General features: G+C 64.2%; 20 protein-coding genes and 1 pseudogene. 2 read left to right on the forward strand and 19 right to left on the reverse strand.

Features of this window, described 5'->3' with window-relative positions:
- Positions 1-52: 52 nt before the first annotated feature.
- The 12 genes from prfB to APH44_RS24895 all read right to left on the reverse strand — a co-directional run bounded on the left by prfB (position 53) and on the right by APH44_RS24895 (position 14,221).
- A protein-coding gene (gene prfB, locus APH44_RS29885; RefSeq protein WP_112897576.1) for a peptide chain release factor 2 occupies positions 53-1,148 on the reverse strand; the annotation gives its coding sequence in 2 pieces (ribosomal slippage) (positions 53-1,075 and positions 1,077-1,148; 1,095 coding nt in all).
- 154 nt (positions 1,149-1,302) lie between these two features.
- Complete coding sequence (locus tag APH44_RS24845) at positions 1,303-2,307, reverse strand: PleD family two-component system response regulator (RefSeq protein ID WP_054895071.1); 1,005 nt, start codon at positions 2,305-2,307, stop codon at positions 1,303-1,305.
- A 51-nt stretch (positions 2,308-2,358) separates the two neighbouring features.
- Positions 2,359-3,372: a chemotaxis response regulator protein-glutamate methylesterase gene (locus APH44_RS24850; protein WP_054895072.1), complete on the reverse strand. Its 1,014-nt coding sequence runs from the start codon at positions 3,370-3,372 to the stop codon at positions 2,359-2,361.
- Positions 3,369-5,654, reverse strand: coding sequence for a hybrid sensor histidine kinase/response regulator (locus APH44_RS24855; protein ID WP_054895073.1), 2,286 nt, complete (start codon positions 5,652-5,654; stop codon positions 3,369-3,371). The genes APH44_RS24850 and APH44_RS24855 overlap by 4 nt, the downstream gene beginning before the upstream one ends.
- Entirely contained in the window at positions 5,651-6,316 is a 666-nt protein-coding gene (locus APH44_RS24860; RefSeq protein ID WP_054895074.1) for a chemotaxis protein CheW, read from the reverse strand. The genes APH44_RS24855 and APH44_RS24860 overlap by 4 nt, the downstream gene beginning before the upstream one ends.
- Complete coding sequence (locus APH44_RS24865) at positions 6,313-7,584, reverse strand: protein-glutamate O-methyltransferase CheR (RefSeq protein ID WP_054895075.1); 1,272 nt, start codon at positions 7,582-7,584, stop codon at positions 6,313-6,315. The genes APH44_RS24860 and APH44_RS24865 overlap by 4 nt, the downstream gene beginning before the upstream one ends.
- A complete protein-coding gene (locus APH44_RS24870) occupies positions 7,581-8,087 on the reverse strand; it encodes a chemotaxis protein CheW (RefSeq protein ID WP_054895076.1) in 507 nt (168 codons plus the stop codon). Before APH44_RS24870 ends, APH44_RS24865 begins: the two co-directional genes overlap by 4 nt.
- A 5-nt stretch (positions 8,088-8,092) precedes the next feature.
- Positions 8,093-9,715: a methyl-accepting chemotaxis protein gene (locus tag APH44_RS24875; protein WP_054895077.1), complete on the reverse strand. Its 1,623-nt coding sequence runs from the start codon at positions 9,713-9,715 to the stop codon at positions 8,093-8,095.
- 126 nt (positions 9,716-9,841) lie between these two features.
- The gene (locus tag APH44_RS24880; protein WP_054895078.1) at positions 9,842-10,567 is read right to left on the reverse strand and encodes a tellurite resistance TerB family protein; all 726 of its coding nucleotides are present in this window, start codon (positions 10,565-10,567) and stop codon (positions 9,842-9,844) included.
- Positions 10,568-10,683: 116 nt separating this feature from the next.
- Positions 10,684-11,790: an NADH:flavin oxidoreductase/NADH oxidase gene (locus APH44_RS24885; RefSeq protein ID WP_054895079.1), complete on the reverse strand. Its 1,107-nt coding sequence runs from the start codon at positions 11,788-11,790 to the stop codon at positions 10,684-10,686.
- Between the two features lie 149 nt (positions 11,791-11,939).
- Positions 11,940-13,649 carry a single-stranded-DNA-specific exonuclease RecJ gene (gene recJ / locus APH44_RS24890; protein ID WP_054895080.1) on the reverse strand — a complete coding sequence of 570 codons (1,710 nt, stop codon included), beginning with the start codon at positions 13,647-13,649 and terminating at the stop codon, positions 11,940-11,942.
- Between the two features lie 29 nt (positions 13,650-13,678).
- The gene (locus APH44_RS24895; RefSeq protein WP_054895081.1) at positions 13,679-14,221 is read right to left on the reverse strand and encodes a YaeQ family protein; all 543 of its coding nucleotides are present in this window, start codon (positions 14,219-14,221) and stop codon (positions 13,679-13,681) included.
- A 163-nt stretch (positions 14,222-14,384) separates the two neighbouring features.
- Here APH44_RS24895 and APH44_RS24900 point away from each other — a divergent pair, with 163 nt between their 5' ends.
- Both APH44_RS24900 and APH44_RS24905 read left to right on the forward strand, forming a co-directional pair.
- Positions 14,385-15,584: a CaiB/BaiF CoA-transferase family protein gene (locus tag APH44_RS24900; protein ID WP_054895082.1), complete on the forward strand. Its 1,200-nt coding sequence runs from the start codon at positions 14,385-14,387 to the stop codon at positions 15,582-15,584.
- A 20-nt stretch (positions 15,585-15,604) separates the two neighbouring features.
- On the forward strand, positions 15,605-16,477 hold the full coding sequence (locus APH44_RS24905; protein ID WP_054895090.1) for a TIGR02285 family protein: 873 nt from the start codon (positions 15,605-15,607) through the stop codon (positions 16,475-16,477).
- Positions 16,478-16,614: 137 nt separating this feature from the next.
- Here APH44_RS24905 and APH44_RS24910 read toward each other — a convergent pair whose 3' ends face one another.
- The 7 genes and pseudogenes from APH44_RS24910 to APH44_RS29425 form a co-directional block, all read right to left on the reverse strand.
- A complete protein-coding gene (locus tag APH44_RS24910; RefSeq protein ID WP_054895083.1) occupies positions 16,615-16,896 on the reverse strand; it encodes a DUF3509 domain-containing protein in 282 nt (93 codons plus the stop codon).
- Between the two features lie 78 nt (positions 16,897-16,974).
- A complete protein-coding gene (locus APH44_RS24915; protein ID WP_054895084.1) occupies positions 16,975-17,415 on the reverse strand; it encodes a response regulator in 441 nt (146 codons plus the stop codon).
- Positions 17,416-17,602: 187 nt separating this feature from the next.
- Complete coding sequence (gene thrC / locus APH44_RS24920; RefSeq protein ID WP_054895085.1) at positions 17,603-19,012, reverse strand: threonine synthase; 1,410 nt, start codon at positions 19,010-19,012, stop codon at positions 17,603-17,605.
- Positions 19,013-19,064: 52 nt separating this feature from the next.
- Positions 19,065-20,369, reverse strand: a complete 1,305-nt coding sequence (locus APH44_RS24925; protein ID WP_054895086.1) for a homoserine dehydrogenase — start codon at positions 20,367-20,369, stop codon at positions 19,065-19,067.
- Between the two features lie 82 nt (positions 20,370-20,451).
- A complete protein-coding gene (locus tag APH44_RS24930; RefSeq protein WP_054895087.1) occupies positions 20,452-21,213 on the reverse strand; it encodes a DsbC family protein in 762 nt (253 codons plus the stop codon).
- A gap of 154 nt (positions 21,214-21,367) precedes the next feature.
- Positions 21,368-22,264, reverse strand: coding sequence for a site-specific tyrosine recombinase XerD (xerD, locus tag APH44_RS24935; RefSeq protein WP_054895088.1), 897 nt, complete (start codon positions 22,262-22,264; stop codon positions 21,368-21,370).
- A 148-nt stretch (positions 22,265-22,412) separates the two neighbouring features.
- Positions 22,413-22,495: pseudogene (locus tag APH44_RS29425) on the reverse strand (acyl-CoA thioesterase); the annotation flags it as partial.

Raw genomic sequence — 22,495 nt, forward strand, 5'->3', positions numbered from 1 at the left:
CAGGGCACGCGATACGGGCCCATGGCCTCGTATCGCGGCAGTGGTGTGCGGTTTACAGCCCCTGCTTGAGGCTGGCTTCCAGGTACTGGTCGAGGTCGCCGTCAAGGACCTTCTGGCAGTCGCTGCGCTCGACACCGGTACGCAGGTCCTTGATGCGCGAGTCATCGAGCACGTAGGAGCGGATCTGGTGACCCCAGCCGATGTCGGACTTGCTGTCTTCCAGCGCCTGCGAGGCGGCGTTGCGCTTCTGCATTTCCAGCTCGTACAACTTGGCCCGCAGCATTTTCATGGCGGTATCCTTGTTGGCGTGCTGGGAGCGTTCGTTCTGGCACGCCACCACGGTGTTGGTCGGCACGTGGGTGATACGCACCGCCGAGTCGGTGGTGTTGACGTGCTGGCCGCCGGCGCCGGAGGAGCGGTAGGTGTCGATGCGCAGGTCGGACGGGTTGATCTCGATCTCGACCTTGTCGTCGATCTCGGGCGAGACGAACACCGCCGAGAACGAGGTGTGGCGACGGGCACCGGAGTCGAACGGGCTCTTGCGCACCAGGCGGTGCACGCCGATCTCGGTGCGCAGCCAGCCGAAGGCGTACTCGCCCTTGATGTGCACGGTGGCGCCCTTGATGCCGGCGACTTCACCTTCGGACAGCTCGATGATGGTGGCGTCGAAGCCGCGCTTGTCGGCCCAGCGCAGGTACATGCGCAGCAGGATGTTGGCCCAGTCCTGCGCTTCAGTGCCACCGGAGCCGGCCTGGATGTCCAGGTAGGCGTTGTTCATGTCCATCTCGCCGCTGAACATGCGACGGAACTCGAGCTGGGCGAGGTTTTCTTCCAGGCCTTCCAGTTCGGTCACGACGTCGCCGACGGCACCTTCGTCACCCTCCTCGACCGCCATGTCGAGTAGGTCCTGGCAGTCAGCCAGGCCGTTGGACAGCTTGTCGAGGGTCTCGACCACCTGCGCCAGCATGGCACGTTCGCGGCCCAGGGCCTGAGCGTACTCGGGCTTGTTCCAGACGTTGGGGTCTTCCAGCTCGCGGTTGACTTCGATCAGACGATCAGCTTTGTGATCGTAGTCAAAGATACCCCCGAATGGACTGGGAGCGTTCGGTGAGGTCCTTGATGGTGTTCAGGATCGGTTGGATTTCCATGGCTCTGGCTACTCGCACGAATTCGGTGAAAAGCCTGCGAGTATAACGCCATTCATGCCGGGGCGGCAGCCCCGCCGGGCAGCCACTGCACTTGCCCATTGCTGGGGCGACCCGGCTGCACAGCTCCCAGGGTTTCGCGCAATGCGCGCAGGGTTCAGGCAACCCCGACCTGGTTACGCCCGCTGTTCTTGGCCAGGTACAGCCCCTTGTCCGCCGCCGAAATCAACTGCCGGCAATGACTGCCGACACTCGGCGTCTGCGTCGCCAGGCCAATGCTCACGGTCAGGCGCGATTCCGGTTGCGGGGCACTGTGCGGAATATTCAGACCCAGCACGGTCTGGCGCAGCTTTTCCGCAATCAGCCGTGCACCACCTGGCGAGGTGTTGGGCAGCACCAGGGCGAACTCCTCGCCGCCATAGCGGGCCGGCAGGTCGCTTGGGCGCGAGCAGGAGCCGCGGATGGCTTCGGCCACCTGGCGCAACGCTTCGTCACCAGCCAGATGGCCGAAGCTGTCGTTGTAGGCCTTGAAGTAGTCGACATCGATCATCAACAGCGACAGCTGCTGCTGCTCGCGCATGGCGCGGCGCCACTCCAGTTCCAGGTACTCGTCGAAGTGGCGGCGGTTGGACAGCCCGGTCAGGCCATCGGAGTTCATCAACCGCTGCAGCATCAGGTTGGTGTCGAGCAGCTGCTGCTGGCTGACGCGCAGGGCGCGATAAGCCTCGTCACGCTGCAGCAGGGTGAGGTAGGAGCGCGAGTGATAGCGGATACGCGCCACCAGCTCGATGGTGTCCGGCAGCTTGACCAGGTAGTCGTTGGCCCCGGCGGCGAAGGCCGCACTCTTGACCAGCGGGTCTTCCTTGGTCGACAGGACGATGATCGGGATATCCTGCGTCGCCGGGTTGTTGCGGTATTCGCGCACCAGCGTCAGACCGTCCAGGCCCGGCATGATCAGGTCCTGGAGGATCACCGTCGGCTTGATGCGCATGGCCTGGGCTACCGCCTGGTGTGGATCGGCACAGAAGTGGAAGTCGATGTTTTCCTCGTGGGACAGCCCACGACGCACCGCCTCGCCGATCATCGCCTGGTCGTCGACCAGCAGGACCATCGCGGCGCTTTCGTTGATCGTCGTGAAACCATCGATCGGTAGGTCATTCATCCCTATTCACCAGGTCACTACCGGCCAGGCGGCGTGACTCAATACATATCGTCATTTCGGAAAGATTTCCACAAGTCGCCCGGCAATTCGCTCCAGCGGTCGTATCTCGACCGCCGCCTGGATCGCTGCGGCGGCCTTGGGCATGCCATACACCGCACTGCTTTGCTGGTCCTGGGCGATGGTCAGGAAGCCCTGCTCGCGCATCAACTTCAGGCCCTGCGCGCCATCGCGGCCCATGCCGGTGAGCAGCACGCCCACCGCATCGCTGCGCCAGAAGCGCGCCACGCTCTCGAAGAACACGTCGATCGAGGGGCGGTAGATTTCGTTGACCGGCTCGGCGGTATACGCCAGCTGGCCATTCTGCAACAGCCGGATGTGGTGGTTGGTACCTGCCAGCAACACCTGCCCCGGCTGCGGTGGTTCACCCTCGCGGGCCAGGCGTACCGGTAGCCCGGACACACCGCTCAGCCATTCGGCCATACCGGCGGCGAACACCTGATCGACATGCTGGACCAGCACGATGGCCGCCGGAAAATCCCGTGGCAGTCCCTTGAGCAACACTTCCAGCGCAGCCGGGCCGCCTGCCGACGAACCAATGGCCACCAGGCCGCAGCGAAGCACTGGGTTACGCACCGGCGCCGCCACGGTGCGCGCCGCGCTGGAGCGCTGCTGGCCGATCAGCCAGCCGATGTTGAGGATCTTGCGCAGCAACGGTGCCGCCGCCTCCCGGGCATCGCCCGCGCCCAGTGCCGGCGTGTCGACCACATCGAGGGCGCCGTGGCCCATGGCCTCGAACACCCGGTGCACATTCTGCTTGCGATCCACCGTGACGATGACGATGGCGCAAGGGGTTTCGGCCATGATCCGACGGGTGGCCTCCACGCCATCCATCACCGGCATGATCAGGTCCATGAGGATCAGGTCCGGCGTCTGCTCGGCACACTTGTGCACGGCCTCGGCACCATCGCCGGCCACCCAGATCACTTCGTGCATAGGCTCGAAGGCCAGCGCACGACGCAAGGCTTCGACAGCCATGGGCATGTCATTGACGATGGCGATCCTCATCCCTGGGCTCCTCCAATCAACTCCTCCACCGCATCCAGCAACGCATCGTCATGGAAGCTGGCCTTGGCCAAATAATAGTCGGCACCGGCATCCAGTCCACGTCGGCGGTCCTCTTCCCGGTCCTTGTAAGACACCACCATCACCGGCAACGTTTGCAGGCGATTGTCGCGACGCACCAGGGTGACCAGCTCGATACCGTCCATGCGCGGCATGTCGATGTCGGTGATCAGCAGGTCGAAGTCTTCGCTGCGCAGGGCGTTCCAGCCATCCATGCCATCGACCGCCACCGCAACGTCGTAACCTCGCGTACCCAGCAGCTTGCGCTGGAGCTCGCGTACCGTCAGCGAGTCGTCGACCACCAGTATGCGCTTGCGCGCCACTCCCCGGCCCGCCCGTGCCCCGCGATCGATACGCTCCAGGCGCCCGGTGCTCAGCAGCTTGTCCACCGAGCGCAGGAGGTCTTCGACATCGATGATCAGCACCACCGAGCCATCGTCGAGCAAGGCGCCGGAGGAAATGTCCTGGACCTTGCCCAGACGCGGGTCGAGCGGCATCACCACCAGCACGCGCTCGCCGATCAGGCGCTCCACGGCCACACCGTACAGCTGCTCGCGCTCACGGATGACCACCACGCGCAGATTGTCCGCCTCCTCCTGCGCCGCCGGACGGTTGAGCAACTGGCTTGCGGCGACCAGGCCGATATGGCGGTCTTCGTGCCAGAAGTGCTGACGACCTTCGATCTGCACGATGGCCTCGGCCGGTACATCGAGAGTGCGTTCGATGTGCGCCAACGGGAAGGCGTAGGCTTCGCCACCGACCTCGACCACCAGGCTGCGCACCACCGACAGGGTCAGCGGTACCTCCAGGTGGAAGCAGCAGCCCTGCCCCGCCACCTGAGTGAGCTCGATGGACCCGCGCAGTTCGCGCACCATGTGCTGCACCGCGTCCAGGCCGACGCCTCGTCCAGACACCTCGGTGACCTGGTCACGCAGGCTGAAACCGGGCAGGAACAGGAAGGTCAGCAGCTCGGCCTCGCTCATCTGCGCCACGGTCTCGGCGGGCGACAGTGCCCGATCGACGATGCTGCGGCGCAGGCGCTCAAGGTCGATGCCCGCACCGTCGTCGCTCAGTTCGAGAATCAGCAACCCGGCCTGGTGCGATGCGCGCAGGCGCAGCGTGCCGTCACTGGGCTTGCCCGCCAACAGGCGTCGCTCGGGCTGCTCGATGCCATGGTCGACAGCATTGCGCAGCAAGTGCGTGAGCGGCGCCTCGAGTTTTTCCAGCACATCACGGTCGACCTGGGTCTTCTCGCCCTCGATCAGCAGCCGCACCTGCTTGCCCAGGGAGCGCCCAAGGTCGCGCACCATGCGGCTCTGCCCGGTCAGCACATCGGCGAAGGGACGCATCCGGCAGGCCAGCGCAGTGTCGTACAGCAACTGCGCGCGCTGGCTCGCCTGCCAGCCGAACTCGTCGAGGTCGGCAGCCTGCTGCTGGAGGATCTGTTGGGTTTCGGCGAGCAGGCGCTGGGTCTGGGCCAGGGCGTCGAGCACCTCGGCGCTCTGCCCGCTGCCCTCGAGCTGGCTCTTGAGCCCGTCGAGGGCGCGCATGCCTTGGCCATGCATGCGTTTGAGGCGCTGCAGGCTGGCGAGATAGGGCTTGAGCCGCTGGGTTTCCACCAGCGACTTGCTCGACAGGTCAAGCAGGCTGTTCAGGCGGTCGGCGGTGACCCGCAGCACGCGCTCCGCGCCCTCGCCTGCGCGCTTGCCGCCCCTGGCTGCGGGCGCAGGCTCCACTTCCGCCTCGGGCTCGACAGGCGTCGTCGGCACCTCGGGCGGTATCGCCAGCGGCGAAGGCGTGGCCGCAGCGCCGGCAGCATCCGGCGCGGGTGCCGAAGAAGGGTCGAGCAACATGGCCATCTGCACCAGGAACGCCGGCACCGCCGTTTCGGCCTGGGTATCCCCGGGTGTTGCAATGCGCATCAGCAGGTCAGTGCCCTGCAACAAGGCATCGATGTGCTCAGGGCGCAGCAACAGGCGGCGCTCCTGGGCCGCGACCAGGCAATCCTCCATGACATGAGCGACGCTGACGCCGGCATCGATGCCGACGATACGCGCGGCGCCCTTGAGGGAGTGCGCTGCGCGCATGCAGGCTTCCAGCTGGTCGACCTGGGCCGGATTGCGCTCGAGGGCCAACAGCCCGGCACTGAGCACTTGGGTCTGGGCCTCGGCCTCAAGGCTGAACAGTTCGAGCAACGATGCGTCGCGCATTTGCTCCGGGGTCATGACAGGCTCCGCTTCACGGCAGACAGGAGGTGTTGTTCATCGAGTACACGCACACTGCGGCCACGCCATTGCAGTACCGCCAGCGTGAAGTGGGCCGCGTCGTGCTCCTCGTGCAGGCGCGAAGTGTCCAGCCGATGGATGCCGTCGATCTCGTCGACCGGCAATACCACCGGACCACCTTCGGCAGCCAGGATCAACATCCGTGGCATCACCCGGCCGCTACGCTCCTGTGTCGGCGCCAGCTCCATGCCCAACAGGTCGGCGAACGACAGGCACGGCACCAGCGCACCTCGCACGTTGGCGACCCCCTGCAACATCCGCGAACGCTGGTGCGGCAGCGAGTGAACGGCCTGCAGCGGCGCGATCTCCGCCAGGCAGGCCGTGGCCAGCGCCAGCCACTCCTCCCCCAGCCTGAACAGCAGCATGGAACGGCCGACAGTGCCCTGTTCCACCTGCACGGTCTCGACATGCTCGTCCTGCAACAAGGTGTAGCGGTCGAGCAGGCGGGTAGCCGCCGCGGCATACACTTCGCAATTGCGGCAGTGGATGTGCCGGTCCAGCAAGGGACATTGCTTGTCGCCATGGACACCGATGCGATTCCAGCAGTCGTCGAAGTCTTCATGGTCCCGGGCGATCAGGTCCATCGAGTAGGCACCGCTCATCGTTCAGACTCCCTGCCCGCCCGCGCCGCCCGCTCCTGCAGGCGCCGTGCCCCTGTGACATCCCCCTGGGATGCCAACAGCGTGGCCAGGTGCAGCAGCGCCTCAGTGTGCTGGGGCTCGAGGTACAGGGCCTTGCGGTAATGCTTGAGCGCTTCGCCAGCATCGCCCTGGGTATCGCTGAGCAGCCCCAGCCAGTAGTAGACCTGCGCCTTGGGCTCGAACAGACGCAAGTAGCGCTCGCAACTGGCGCGGGCCTGTTCGCTGGCCCCGGCATTGGCCTGGCGGGCGATGGCTGCCAGCAACTCGCTTTCGTTCTCGTTCACGGTCGCCAACGCAACCGGCCTGGCGGGAGGACGGGGAGCACGGGCAAAGGGTGGTGCCGCCACGGGCATGGCGACTGGACGCGGCGAAGCCAGCGGCGGGATGGCGGGCCGTGCCGGCGGCACCGGGTTGACCGGCGGCTGTACGCCAAGCTGATCCTGACGCACGTAGGCGAACGACTGCGCGATGCCGATCGGCCGCATGCCCAGGCGCGCCAGCAAGCTGCCCTCGGCCGGGCCGATGAACAGCACGCCATCGTCGTGGAGCAGCTGTTTCAGCACCTCGAAAACCCGCTGCTGGGTAGGTACGTCGAAATAGATCAGCAGGTTACGACAAAAGACAAAGTCGTAGACTCCCTTGCGACTGCGCAGGGCGGGATCGAGCACATTGCCAGGCTCCAGGCAGACCTGCTGGCGCACGCGCTCATGCAGCCGGTAACTGTCATCGGTGCAGTCGAAGTGCCGCTCACGGAATGCCAGTTCACTGCCCCGAAACGAGTTGCGTCCATACACGGCCTGCTCGGCCCGGGCGAGGGAGCTGGGGCTGATGTCCATGGCATCGATGCGTACGGCCGATGGAGACAGACCCGCGTCGAGCAGCGCCATGGAAATCGAATAGGGCTCCTCGCCGGTCGAGCACGGCAGGCTGAGGATACGCAGTGGTCGTGATCCGGCCAGCTCGACCAGGCGTTTTTGCGCCAGCCCAGCCAATGCCGTGAACGATTCGGGATAACGGAAGAACCAGGTTTCAGGGACGATCACCGCTTCGATCAATGCCTGCTGCTCGCCGGGCGATTGCTGCAGGCGCAGCCAGTAGTCGTCGAGGTCACGCGCGGCAAGTACCACGCACCGCTGGCGCAGGGCCCGCTCGACCATCGGCGCGCCCACCGAGTCCACATCCAGGCCGATGCGCTCCTGCAGGAAGCGGAAGAAGCGTTGTTCGATCATCCTGCCACCTGCGCGGATTGATCCGGGAACAACAGCAGGCGTACGGCATCGCTCAACAGGTCGTCGACCTGGATGCGCTGCAACAGCCCCTGCGCATCCTGTCGCACAGGCCCCAGGTAACGCGCCTCGCTATTGCCCAACCCATAGGGCTGGAACTCGTCGGGTTGGCAACGCACGGTGTTGGTCGCCTGTTCGAGCACCAGCCCCAGTTGCAGGCCATTGCCATAACGCACCAGTACCAGGCGCGTGCTGGTGCGCTGCGGTGCAGGCGCGCCGAAGGTAAGGGACGACAGGTCGATGACCGGTACCAGCGCGCCGCGATGCCCGAGGATCCCGGCGACCCAGACGGGCGCCTGGGCGATGGGCTTGAGCGGGCGCAGCGGCAGCACCTCTATCACTTCGCGCACATCCAGGGCAAAGCGCTGTTCGCCAATATGGAACAGCAGGTACAACACGCCCTTGGCTTCGGCCTGCCGCTGATCACGCGGTTGCAGATCGTTCATCGCCGTCAGACTTTGAAGCGCGAGACACCGCCACGCAGCCCGGCAGCCACCTGGCTCAGTTCGTCGATGGCGAAACTGGCCTGGCGCAACGACTCGACCGTCTGCGTACTGGCATCACTGAGCTGGGCCAGCGCCTGGTTGATCTGCTCGGCGCCGGTGGCTTGGGCCTGCATGCCCTCGTTGACCATCAGGACCCGTGGCGCCAGCGCCTGCACTTGATGAATGATCTGACTGAGCTGCTCGCCTACCTGCTGCACCTCGAACATGCCGCGGCGCACTTCCTCGGAGAACTTGTCCATGCCCATCACCCCAGCCGACACTGCGGACTGGATCTCTCGCACCATCTGCTCGATGTCGTAGGTGGCCACTGCGGTCTGGTCGGCCAGGCGGCGCACTTCGGTGGCCACCACGGCAAAACCGCGGCCGTACTCACCGGCTTTTTCCGCCTCGATGGCGGCGTTGAGCGACAGCAGGTTGGTCTGGTCGGCGACCTTGACGATGGTCACCACCACCTGGTTGATGTTGCTGGCCTTCTCGTTGAGGATGCCCAGCTTGGCGTTGACCAGGTCGGCGGCGCCCATCACCTGATGCATGGTTTCCTCCATGCGCGCCAGGCCTTGCTGGCCGGAACCGGCAAGGCTCGAAGCCTGGTCGGCGGCACTGGTCACCTCGGTCATGGTACGCACCAGGTCACGCGAGGTCGCGGCGATCTCGCGCGAGGTGGCGCCAATTTCCGTGGTGGTTGCAGCGGTTTCGGTGGCCGTGGCCTGCTGCTGCTTGGAGGTGGCGGCGATCTCGGTGACGGAGGTGGTCACCTGCACCGATGAGCGCTGGGCCTGGGCCACCAGGTTGGCAAGCGCCTCGCCCATTTCATTGAAACCATTCTCGATGGCGCCGAACTCATCCTTGCGGTCCAGGTTCAGGCGCGCGCTGAGGTCACCCGAGCGCAGCTTGTCGAGGGCATGCACGATGCGCTGCATGGGAGCACTGATGGCGCGCATCAGCAGCAGGCCGCAGATACCAGCAGCGACAATCGCCAGGATCAGCGAAACGATCATGCTGCCCTTGGCGGTGGCCACGGCGCTGACGATCTCGCGGGTGGCGGCATTGGCGGATTCGGTATTGCGGTCGATCACCGAGTTCAGGTGCTTGCGCCCGTCGGTCCAGGCCGGTGTCAGTACCTCGGCGATCAGGCGCTCGGCTTCGAGGTAGTTCTTCTCGCGGTAGGCTGCCAGGACCTGGTCGACCACCTTGACGTAGGCCTCCTCGAGACGCACGAAGGTGTCGAAGGATGCCTGGTCCTCCGCGTCCTGGATCGTGCCCTGGTAATTCGCCATCTGCGCCCTGAGGCGGTCGTGGAAACCCTTGAACAGCTCGAGGTCGGCCGAGGTCAGCTCGCGATGGTTGGACAAGCCGACCAACTGCTGGCTGGCGACGTAGCTGTCGACCCAGGCGCTGCGGATCATCGAGCTGTAGTAGATCCCCGGAATGCTGTCCGTGCCCACTGCCTGCTCGCTGGCTTCGATGGTCACCAGGCGTGAATACGCCGCTACGATCATCAACAGCATGATGGCGATGATCACGGCGAAACTTGCCAGGATCCGTTGGCGCAAGGTCCAGTTCTTCACAATCAGCCCTCAGGAATTCTTCACGAGCGGGAAAATCGTCGAAGTATAGCCTAGGCGCCAGGCGCGTTATCGGTTGAATTGCGGAGTATTCAGGCATCCCTGCCGATTAAATCGCCAATCGCCACATCACTGCGCTGCAGCGTCCCGTACCTGGCGTTCCAGTTCCTCGCGCAAGTTCGGGTCCAGGCGCAATTGACGGGCCAGTTCGTCAAGGTAGGCGCGCTCCATAAAGTGTTCCTGATCGACCATCATCACACTGGCCAGGTACATCTCTGCGGCCATTTCAGGGGTCTGTGCGGCACGGGCCACTTCGGCAGGATCGAGCGGCTTGTTCAGCTCGGCATGCAGCCAGTCCTGCAGCTCGCGATCGCTGTCCAGGCGCACGAACTCGCCCTCGATCAGTTCACGTTCGCGCTCGTCGATATGACCGTCGGACTTGGCCGCCGCCACCAGCGCCTTTAGCACCGCCTGGCTGTGTTGCTCGGCCTGGGCCGGTGGCAGGCGATCGAGGGTCTGTGGCTCCTGCGCAGGAGCCTGGCCCTGGCGCGCCTGCCAGTTGCCAAAGGCTTTGTAGGCCAGCACGCCAAGGGCGGCGAGGCCACCGTAGGTGAGTGCCTTGCCACCGTACTTGCGCGCCTTTTTGCTGCCCAGCAGCAGGCCCATGGCCCCGGCCGCCAGCGCTCCGCCTCCGGCACCGGAAAGCAGGCCGCCAAGGCCAGAGCCCTTGCCTTGGCCACCTCCGAGCAGATCACCAAGACCGGGCACCTTGCCCGCCCCGCCCTTGCCCTGCTGGTTCTGCAGCAGTGACTGGCCGGACTTGAGCAGTTGATCGAGCAGACCACGGGTGTTCATCTGGATGACTCCTGGACGGATAGGAAAGCTCCAGAGTAGGCCCGCAGCCTGAATTCTCCCTTAACGCATTTGCTTCGGGATGTTGCATCCGGCCAGTCGAACGGTACGAGTATCCATCACTCCCGCAGATCCGACTCATGAATCGGATTGGCCCGGCTGGTCGCACGTTGGTACTGCGCAGGCCAGGTTGCCTTGTTGCCACCCAGGTCATCGTCGGCATGCAGCGGCCAGTAAGGGTCGCGCAGCAGTTCGCGGGCGAGGAAGATCAGGTCGGCCTGACCGGTACGCAGGATGTGCTCGGCCTGGGCAGGTTCGGTGATCATGCCCACGGTGCCGGTGGCGACTTCCGACTCCTTGCGCACCCGCTCGGCGAAGCGGGTCTGGTAACCCGGGCCGGTGGGGATTTCGGCATTGACCGAGGTGCCGCCCGAGGACACGTCGATCAGGTCGACCCCCAGCGCCCTCAGGCGACGCGCCAGCTCGACCGTCTCGTCTGGATTCCAGCCATCCTCGACCCAATCGGTGGCCGATACCCGCACGAACAGCGGCAACTCCTGCGGCCACACCTCACGTACGGCCTCGGTCACCTGAAGCGTCAGACGAATACGGTTCTCGAAGCAGCTGCCGTACTCGTCACGCCGCTGGTTGCTCAGCGGCGAAAGAAACTGATGCAGCAGGTAGCCGTGGGCCGCATGGATTTCGACGACCTTGAACCCGGCTGCCTTGGCACGCTCGGCGGCCTGGACGAAGGCCTGGACAACACCCTGGATCTCATCGTGGCTCAGCTCGCGCGGCGGCGTATGCTCCGGATCGAAGGCGATCTTCGAAGGCCCGACCGGCTGCCAGCCGCCGTCCTCGACCTTGACGCTGCCGTGCTTGCCGAGCCAGGGACGATGGGTGCTCGCCTTGCGCCCGGCATGCGCCAGCTGAATGCCCGGAATGGCGCCCTGGGAAGTGATGAAGCGGGTGATACGTTGCAGTGGGACGATCTGGTCGTCGTTCCACAGCCCGAGATCTTCGGCGGTGATTCTTCCGTCGGCAGTGACAGCCACCGCCTCGGTGATCACCAGCCCGGCGCCACCGACGGCGCGACTGCCCAGGTGGACAAGGTGCCAGTCGTTGGCCAGGCCATCGACGCTCGAGTACTGGCACATTGGCGAAACCGCAATGCGATTGGGCAGGGTCAGCTGACGCAGGGTATACGGCTCAAGCAGCAGGCTCATGAGGGGACCTCCCAAGGACTCCAATGGTGATCCGGCCCGGACACTCGTGTGCGGCCGTGGCCCGGTACCGGTCTTCTCTGAGACTAGACCAGATTACCCTGGGGGGAGGTTCCGCCGGATAGACGCCCCGCGCTGAGGGCTGCCCTCTGTCAGCGCGGCTCCATGTGCGCAATCATCAGTTGCACGCTTTCATTGCCGCGAAACTCGTTCACATCAAGCTTGTAGGCCACCTCCACCCAACGCACCGTCGGGTTGGGCCACACGTCGCGGTCGATGCCGAAGGCGATTCCATCGAGTTTCACCGAGCCGCACTCGCTCTTGAGCACCACTTTCAGATGCCGCTCCCCCACCACGCGCTGTTCGACCATCTGGAACACGCCATGGAACAGCGGCTCGGGAAAATGCTGCCCCCAAGGGCCGGCATTGCGCAGGGCGCGGGCCAGGTCCAGATGAAACTCCTCGACCGCCAGGGTGCCGTCGGACAGCAAACGCCCGGTCAGGTCGTCCTCGCACAACTGGCGCCGCACCTCTTCGTCGAACGCATCGGCAAAGGCCTGGAAATTGGCCTCAGGCAGCGACAAGCCGGCGGCCATGGCGTGGCCGCCGAACTTGCTGATCAGGTGCGGCTGGCGTGCAGCCACGGCATCCAGCGCATCGCGGATATGGAAGCCCGGCACCGAACGGGCAGAGCCCTTGAGCATGCCCTCGCCCGCATCGGCAAAGGCGATGGTCGGTCGGTGGTAGCGCTCCTTCAGGCGCGAGGCGAGGATGCCGATCACACCTTGGTGCCAGTCGGCGTCGAACAGGCACAGGCCATAGGGCATGGACTCGATCGGCAGGTCCTTGAGCTGGGCCAGTGCTTCGCGCTGCATGCCCTGCTCGATGGACTTGCGATCCTGGTTGAGCCCGTCCAGTTGCCCGGCCATGTCCAGCGCAACGGCGGGGTCTTCGCACAGCAGGCATTCGATGCCCAGGCTCATGTCGTCCAGCCGACCGGCGGCGTTGAGCCGTGGCCCGAGGATGAAACCCAGGTCGGTCGAAGTGATGCGCCGATGATCGCGCCGCGCCACTTCGAGAATTGCCTTCAACCCAGGACGAGCACGCCCGGCACGGATGCGCTCGAGCCCCTGGTGCACGAGGATACGGTTATTGGCATCCAGCGGCACCACGTCGGCGACACTGCCCAACGCCACCAGGTCGAGCAGTTCGCCAATGTTCGGCTGGGCCTGCGTCTCATAGCGTCCAAGGCTGCGCAGACGGGCACGCAGGGCCATCAGCACGTAGAAGATCACGCCCACCCCGGCCAGCGACTTGCTGGGGAAGGTACAGCCTGGCTGGTTCGGGTTGACGATCGCATCGGCGTCGGGCAACTGCTCGCCAGGCAGGTGGTGGTCGGTGACCAGGACCTTGAGCCCGGCAGCCTTGGCCGCCGCCACGCCATCGACACTGGAGATACCGTTATCGACAGTGATCAGCAGTTGCGGCTGACGCTGCAACGCCACCTGCACGATCTCCGGGGTCAGGCCATAGCCGTACTCGAAGCGATTGGGCACCAGGTAGTCCACATGGGCCGCGCCCAGCAGTCGCAGCCCCAGCACACCTACGGTGCTGGCGGTGGCGCCATCGGCGTCGAAGTCGCCGACGATCAGGATGCGCTGACGCAGGTCCAGGGCCTCGACCAACAGGTCGACGGCCGCCTCGATTCCTTTAAGTTGCTGGTACGGCAACAGGCGCGCCAGGCTCTTGTCCAGTTCGGACTCGCTCTGCACGCCGCGGGCGGCATACAGCCGGGTCAACAGGGGTGGCAGGTTGCCAAGGAAGGGCAGTGCCGATGGCAGGGGGCGGGGTTCGATACGCATGGGGTCTTCGGCTGTCAGATCGGATCAGGTCAGCCGCGCTCACCGAGCAGCCACTGCAATTGGACTTCGTGCTGGCCACGGTCGTCGGTGACGAATACCGTGCCTTCACTGATCATCACATCCCATTTGATGGTACGCGGCATGTCGGTGGCCAGAACCTCCAGGACTTCCTGCGGGACAGCAGCGATGCTCAGGTTTTTCAGGCCCTTGACCGCGCCGACCACCTTGTTCTCCCACACCCGCAAGCTGCCATAGGCCAGCAGGCTGGTGCGCTCGGTACGGCGCGAGCACCAGGTGAGACGGTCGGCGTCGGGCTGGCCGACTTCGATCCAGTGCAGGATGCGATCATCCAGGCTTTTTTCCCACAGGGCGGCCTCATCGACATCCGACAGACCGCGGCCGAACGACAGGTTCTCGTTGTACCAAAGGGCGTAGGCCAGCAGACGGACGGCCATGCGTTCCTCGGTCTCCGACGGGTGACGAGCGATCGTCTGACGCACGTTTTCGTACACGCCGCGGTCGAGGTCGGTCAGATTCAGTTCGAACTTGTAGGTGGTGGAAGGCTGGGCCATGGGAAAGGGGCTTCTTTGGAGAAAGTCGCAGAGTTTAACCGATCCGAGTTTGTTGGGGTGGGTGGTTGCGCATCTGCGTGCACTGGACTCTGCCTTGCAACAGTATCTGCCATTGACCAGCTGTGATAAAACCAAGCCTCTTTTCTGTCGCCACGGACGCACCATGCACACCCCCGCCAAACCCCTCGCCGGTCTGAAGGTCATCGAGCTCGGCACCTTGATCGCCGGCCCCTTCGCTTCGCGTATCTGCGCCGAATTCGGCGCCGAGGTGATCAAGGTCGAATCACCTGATGGCGGCGATCCGCTGCGCAAGTGGCGCAAACTGTATGAAGGGACTTCGCTGTGGTGGTTCGTCCAGGCGCGCAACAAGCAATCGCTCACGCTCAACCTCAAGCACCCCGAAGGACGCGAGATCCTCAAGCGATTGCTGGCCGATGCTGACATCCTGATCGAGAACTTCCGCCCTGGCGTGCTGGAGAAACTCGGCCTTGGCTGGGAGGTGCTGCATGCCCTCAACCCGCGCCTGGTAATGGTGCGCCTGTCAGGCTTCGGCCAGACCGGGCCGATGAAGGACCAGCCAGGCTTCGGTGCCGTCGGCGAGTCCATGGGGGGCCTGCGCTACATCACCGGCTTCGAGGATCGCCCGCCCGTGCGCACGGGCATTTCCATCGGCGACTCGATTGCCGCCCTCTGGGGCGTGATTGGTGCACTGATGGCCCTGCGCCACCGCGAAGTCAATGGCGGTGAAGGACAGGTGGTGGATGTGGCGCTGTACGAGGCAATCTTCGCGATGATGGAAAGCATGGTGCCGGAGTTCGACGTGTTCGGTTTCATTCGCGAGCGCACCGGCAACATCATGCCGGGCATCACCCCCTCCTCCATCCACACCAGCGCCGACGGCCGGCACGTGCAGATCGGCGCCAACGGCGATGCGATCTTCAAACGCTTCATGCAGGCCATCGGCCGCGACGACCTCGCCGAGGATGCAACCCTGGCCAGCAACGATGGCCGTGACCTGCGTCGCGACGAGCTGTACGGGGTGATCGACCGCTGGGTCAACAGCCTGCCGCTGGAACAGGTGATGCAGGCGCTGAACGACGCAGGCGTGCCTGCCAGCCGCATCTATTCGGCCGAGGACATGTTCAGCGACCCGCAATTCCTCGCCCGGGAAATGTTCCTTCAGGCGAAGCTCCCAGACGGCAAGCCCTTCAAGATGCCGGGGATCGTGCCCAAGCTGTCGCAGACACCCGGCTCCACGGAGTGGGTCGGGCCTGCGCTGGGAGAGCACACGGCGACACTGCTCGCCGGGCTGGGCTATAGCACTGCCGAGGTGGCACGCCTGCGCGAGCAGGGGGCGGTCTGATCGGGCGTCGAGCAAGCATGATGCGCATGTTTGTGCTGCTCTGCGTCCTGCTGTTGTCCTCGCAGCAGGGCCAGGCCCGTGAACGCCTGACCTGGCTGGTGCGCGACCTGCCGCCGTTCACTATTTTCGAAGGCCAGGAAAAGGGCCAGGGCGTGGTTGACCGCATGCTGCCCCTGCTCATCGAGCAGATGCCCGAATACGATCACACGGTCCTGCGGGTAAATCGCGCGCGCGGCATCCAGATGCTTCAGGAACGCAGCTTCACCTGCGACCCCACCCTGCTATGGACACCGGAACGCGCCCGTTTCGTGCATTTCTCCCAACCCACGCTGCCCATCCTCAGCAGCGGGCTGGTCATCCGCAAGGCAGACCCGGGACGATTGGACGAATCCGAGGATGGCACGCCTGTGGACCTGAAGCAGGTGCTGGAACGGCCAGGGATGAAGTTGGGCATCGTGGCCCAACGCAGCTACGGGGTAGTGGTCGACGATATCCTGCGCCAGTTGCCAGAAACCATGCTGAGCCGCCACTACGGCAACGATGCCACCGCCAACCTCTTGCAGATGCAGCAACTGGGGCGCCTGCAACTGGTACTTGGGTACTGGCCGGAGGTGCGCTACCTGATCCAGGAGCAGGGCGGCTCGCTGGACAGCTATCAGTTCCACCCGATCAAGGGTGCGAATCGCTATCAGTTTCTACATGTGGGCTGCTCCGACACGCCACTGGGACGCCAAGCCATCGCCCATATCGACAAGCTGTTGCCGCACCTGCGCCAGGAAGTGCTCCCCGAGTTCTACGCCAGCTGGCTCGACCCCGAACTGCGCACAGAGTACCTGGAGCAGACACGGCATCTGGTCGAGGAGCTTCCCTCTGCAGCCAACGCCCAGCCATGACGCAGGCAAAAGAAACCCCGGATGCTGGGGAAAGACATCCGGGGTCAACTCAAAGCCCTTGAACGGACTCTGTACGGCGATCCAACGCTACCGGAGCAAAGCAGCGTTCGAACACCCTATAAAGTCTGACGAAACACTCAGGCAAAGGTTCCCTGAGGTTGTTGTCGGTGTTGCAAGGCCGCGATCACACAAGGCTGCAGACGCCCCTCGACGATCTGCAGGTCGCGGTGCAGACCGTCGACCAGATCGACCAGCAAGCGCTGCTCCTGTAGCTGACGCACACTCACGGCGCGGCGCAACACTTCGTTGCCCTGCGCATCGAGCAAGGTGAGTTGGCGATTGCCGCGCGCATCTACATCGTCGAGGCGGGTGTGATAAGGGGACAGGGCATCGTTGAGCAGGGAGCAGATTCTTTCCATCCGGCGTACTCGCTTTGTCGGGGACCTATCGGAACTGACCGCCAGGCACTTCGGAAAGTTCGCCCGCACGCGTCTGTATCAGCGAGCATGCGTGGGCAACATGACCGTTTCGATATCCCGCCCGGAGTACCTGCGCGGCGGCCGACGCAGCCGCTGCAATGCCGCCTGCAACCCCCTGATCGACAACGGCCAGGGCAATTGGGCAACCACCCACTGCCCCTGACGCTGGGCCTCGACAGCGAGGTCAGGGCCGCGCACAGGGGGCTGCCCGACGAACAGCAGCGCACGCGCATGGCCTTGCCGGGTCACGTGCTTCAACAGTGCCTGGGCGCTCAGCGTCGGCATGCCATGGTCGATGATGAGCATGTCCAAGGCTTGCATCTGCGCCATGCTTGCCTTGGCGCTGGCCAGATCGCAGGCAATGCGCACGTTGAAAACCCCCAGGGCATTGCAGGCCTGGTGCAAAGCGATCTGCTGGGCGGGACGAGACTGGACGATAAGGATGTTGAGCCGATGCATGAGCCGCTCCTGAGGGCTGCGAGCCCTGATGGACAGGGCGCCCACTCTAGAAAAGCAGCATAGGGACTCAAATAGGAAAAACCTGAAAATACGAAGGAAGATTCTGTAATTAAAAGAACCGCTCAAACGCAAACGGGGCAAGCCGATGTTCCGACTTGCCCCGCCCAATGCTCTCGAGTACCGCGTTTTACAGCGGCTTGCCGCGGTTGCCGTGCTGGCTGACGAAGGCCTGGACCGCCTTCAGGTCATTGGCCAGGACCGTGCAACGCTCCTCGCGGCTGAACAGGTCGCTCAAGTGCGCCGGCAACTCGAGGGCCTTGCCGACACCGGCTTTCTCCACCGCTTCGGGGAATTTGACCGGATGCGCGGTGCCCAGCACCACCATCGGCGTGTCCAGGCTGCGACGGCACTCACGAGCGGCTTTGACGCCGATTGCGGTGTGCGGATCAAGCACTTCGCCGGTGGCCTTGAACACCTCGGCGATGGTCTCGCAGGTCTGCTCGTCGCTCACCGCCAGGGAGTCGAACAGTTTGCGCGCCTCGGTCCAGCGATCCTGCTCCACGCTGAAACCGCCACCTTGCTTGAAGTTGGCCATCAACTCGGCGATCGCTGCGCCGTTGCGACCGTGCAGGTCGAACAGCAGGCGCTCGAAGTTGGACGAGACCATGATGTCCATCGACGGCGACAGCGTTGGGTGCAGGGCATCCTTGACGTACTGGTTGCCGCTCATGAAGCGGTGCAGGATGTCGTTGCGGTTGGTGGCCACCACCAGTTGGCTGATCGGCAGGCCCATGTTGCGTGCCAGGTAACCGGCAAAGATGTCGCCAAAGTTGCCGGTCGGGACCGAGAACGCGATCGAGCGCGCCGGGCCGCCCAACTGCAGTGCTGCATGGAAGTAGTAGACGATCTGGGCCATGATCCGCGCCCAGTTGATCGAGTTGACCGCCACCAGGCGAGTGCCCTTGAGGAAGGACTGATCGGCGAAGCTGGCCTTGACCATTTCCTGGCAGTCGTCGAAGTTGCCTTCGATGGCGATGTTGTGGATGTTGTCGCCGAGGATGGTGGTCATCTGCCGACGCTGAACTTCCGACACACGCTGGTGCGGGTGCAGGATGAAGATGTCGACGTTGTCGCAACGGCGGCAGCCTTCGATGGCGGCAGAACCGGTATCGCCGCTGGTGGCGCCGACAATCACCACGCGCTCGCCACGCTTGACCAGCACGTGGTCGAGCAGACGGCCAAGCAGTTGCAGGGCGAAGTCCTTGAACGCCAGTGTTGGGCCGTGGAACAGCTCCATCACCCATTCGTTGCCGTTCAACTGGCGCAGCGGCGCCACCGCGGCATGGGCGAAGGCGCCGTAGGTTTCCTCCAGGATTTTCTTGAAGTCGGCGTCGGCGATGCTGCCGGTGACGAACGGGCGCATCACCCGGAAGGCCAGTTCGTGGTACGGCAGGCCGGCCCAGGACGCGATCTCTTCCTGGGTGAAGCGTGGCAGGTTCTCCGGCACGTACAGGCCGCCATCACTGGCAAGGCCAGCCAGCAGGACGTCTTCGAAATTCAGGGCCGGCGCCTGGCCGCGAGTACTGATATAGCGCATTGTGCAAACCTTCGGTTCTGGGCGCGGGCCGCCGTCGCGGCCCGCCGCTGAATTAATTGAGCTGTTCGACGCGGATGCGCACGACGTTGCCGACCACATCCTGCAGGGCTTCAAGGGCGACGATAGCATCGTTGATACGCTGCTCGACCACGCCGTGCGTCAGCAGGATCATCGGCACCAGGCCGTCCTGCTCCTCGGCTTCCTTCTGCATGATCGACTCTATGTTGATGCCACGCTCGGACAGGATGCTGGCGACCTGGGCCAGCACGCCTGGGTGATCCTTGGCCTGGATACGCAGGTAGTAGGCACTTTCGCAAGCCTCGATCGGCAGGATCGGGTGCGCCGACAGCGAATCCGGCTGAAAGGCCAGGTGCGGAACGCGGTTTTCCGGGTCGGAGGTCATGGCACGCACCACGTCGACCAGGTCGGCGACCACCGACGAAGCGGTCGGCTCCATGCCGGCACCGGCACCGTAATAAAGCGTAGACCCTGCCGCATCCCCGTTGACCATCACCGCGTTCATCACGCCGTTGACGTTGGCGATCAGGCGGTCGCTCGGGATCAGCGTCGGGTGCACGCGCAGCTCGATGCCGTCGGCGGTACGGCGGGCCACGCCCAGGTGCTTGATGCGATAGCCCAGGGCTTCGGCGTAGTTGACATCGGCAGTGGTCAGGCGGGTGATGCCCTCGGTGTAGGCCTTGTCGAACTGCAGCGGAATACCAAAGGCGATGGAGGCCAGGATGGTCAGCTTGTGCGCAGCATCGATGCCCTCGACGTCGAAGGTCGGGTCGGCCTCGGCGTAACCCAGCGCCTGGGCTTCGGCCAGCACGTCAGGGAAGGCACGGCCCTTTTCACGCATTTCGGTGAGGATGAAGTTGCCGGTGCCGTTGATGATCCCGGCCAACCAGTTGATGCGGTTGGCCGACAGGCCTTCGCGGATCGCCTTGATCACCGGGATACCGCCGGCAACTGCCGCCTCGAAGGCCACGATCACGCCCTTTTCACGGGCCTTGGCGAAAATTTCGTTGCCGTGCACGGCAATCAGCGCCTTGTTGGCGGTGACCACGTGCTTGCCGTTCTCGATGGCCTTGAGCACCAGATCGCGGGCAATGGTGTAGCCACCGATCAGCTCGATGACGATGTCGATTTCGGGGTTGGTCGCGACTTCGAACACATCAGCGGTAATGGGGGTACCGGTAATCTGGCAGTTCGGGTTCTGCGAGCGCATGGCAATCTGAGCCACTTCAATACCGCGCCCGGCACGGCGGGCAATCTCCTCGGCGTTGCGCTGAAGTACATTGAAGGTACCGCCACCGACGGTCCCCAACCCACAGATGCCTACTTTGACCGGTTTCACTGTGAACTCCCCATTGAACGGCCGGCACCTGCGCCGACCGTGAAACATGCCGTCACCCCATGACGACGGCGTATTGAATGAATTACTTGGCGGCTTGCGCCTGGCCGGCCAGGGCCAGCTTGGCCACCTGCGGTGCCGGCTGGTAGCCCGGGATCACCTGGCCGCTTTCGAGCACGATCGCTGGCGTGCCGTTGACACCGATCGACTGGCCGAGCTGGAACTGCTTGCTGACCGGGTTGGCGCACTTGGCCGCCTTGATTTCCTTGCCGTCGACCATCTTGTCCATCGCCGCACGGCGATCGCTGGAGCACCAGACGGCCTGCAGTTGCTCGTCACCCGGCGAGCCCAGGCCCTGGCGCGGGAAGGCGACATAGCGCACTTCGATACCGCGCTTGTTCAGCTCTGGCACTTCGGCGTGCAGCTTGTGGCAGTACGGGCAGGTCGTGTCGGTGAACACGGTGATGTGCGATTTGGTTTCGCCCTTGGCCGGGTAAACCACCATTTCAGCCGCAGGAATACCGTTGATCAGCTTGGCGATACCCTGGCGTTCGGTTTTCTCGGTCAGGTTGACCGGCTTGCCATCCTGGATCTGGTACAGGTAGCCCTGCATGACGAACTGGCCGTCTGCGCTGGCATAGAGCACGCGACCGCCCTGCAGCTTGACTTCGTACAAGCCACCGACCGGGCTGCTGGCGACGCTTTCGATCGGCACTTCCAATTCCAGGGTCTTGAGTGTGTTGCGAATGGCCTGCTCGGCACCGGCAGTGACGTCGGTGGCCGCAGCAACGGCAAAGGTACTGGCCAGCGCCAGGGCGGCGGCGGCAAAAATCTGGGTCACGCGCATGGGGTACTCCTGAAGGCGGACGGGGACCGGAGGACGTCGCCTGCGGAAAAATCGCGGCGACCGGGCGGTCCCTGGTGCAAACCGCTCAAGCCTACCACATCAGGCCGCAGCGAAATCACTGTCTGATGGCCGCCGGGCGGAACATGAAAATCATTCATCCACGCGGATGGTGCTGGGCGTGCAACTGCTGCAAACGAGCCTTGGCGACGTGGGTGTAGATCTGTGTGGTGGAAAGGTCGCTGTGCCCCAACAACATCTGCACCACCCTCAGGTCGGCCCCGTGATTGAGCAGATGCGTAGCGAAAGCATGGCGTAGGGTGTGCGGTGACAGCGGCTTGTCGATCCCGGCCACGCGGGCGTGATGCTTGATGCGGTGCCAGAAGGTCTGGCGGGTCATTTCCTCGCCCCGCAGGCTGGGGAACAGCACATCGCTGGGGCGCCCGTTGAGCAGCTCGGCCCGGCCGTCACGCAGGTAGCGCTCGATCCACAGCACCGCCTCCTCGCCCATCGGCACCAGGCGCTCCTTGCTGCCTTTGCCCATCACCCGCAGCACGCCCTGGCGCAGGTTGACCTGATCGAGAGTCAGGCTCACCAGCTCGGTGACCCGCAGGCCGCAGGCGTAGAGCACCTCGAGCATGGCGCGGTCGCGCTGGCCGATGGCTTCGGCCAGGTCCGGCGCCTTGAGCAAAGCTTCGACATCCGCTTCCGACAGGGACTTGGGCAAAGGCCTACCCAGTTGCGGCATATCGACCTGCAAGGTCGGGTCGACACCTATGAGCTTTTCCCGCAGCAGATAACGATAAAAACCACGCACTCCAGAGAGAAAACGTGCAGTGGAACGCGGCTTGTAACCCTGATCGAAGCGCCAGGCAAGGTGGTCGAGGATCGAATCGCGACCTGCATCGGGCAACGTCACGCCACGCTCCTGCAACCAGCCATTGAACAGGGCCAGGTCGCTGCGGTAGGAAACGCGGGTGTTGTCGGACAGGCCTTTTTCCAGCCAGAGGGCATCGAGAAACTGATCGATCAGGGGGTGGTCCAGGGCGGGCATTCGGAGGGCTGCTGGGTGTTGAAAGTGGGCTAGTGTTTCACAGACGCATAATTGTTGTCTGTATCGGCCTCTTCGCGGGTAAACCCGCTCCTACAGGGATCGCGTAGCACCTGTGGGTTTACCCGCGAAAGGGCCCGCACTGGAGAACTCAGGCCTGAGCCAGTACTGGCACCGGTCGCTTGTCCTCGTCGATGGCGACGAAGCTGAAAACCCCATGAATCGCGCGCTCGC

The organism is Pseudomonas sp. NBRC 111143 (assembly GCF_001320965.1).
Taxonomy (GTDB): Bacteria; Pseudomonadota; Gammaproteobacteria; order Pseudomonadales; family Pseudomonadaceae; genus Aquipseudomonas; species Aquipseudomonas machongensis.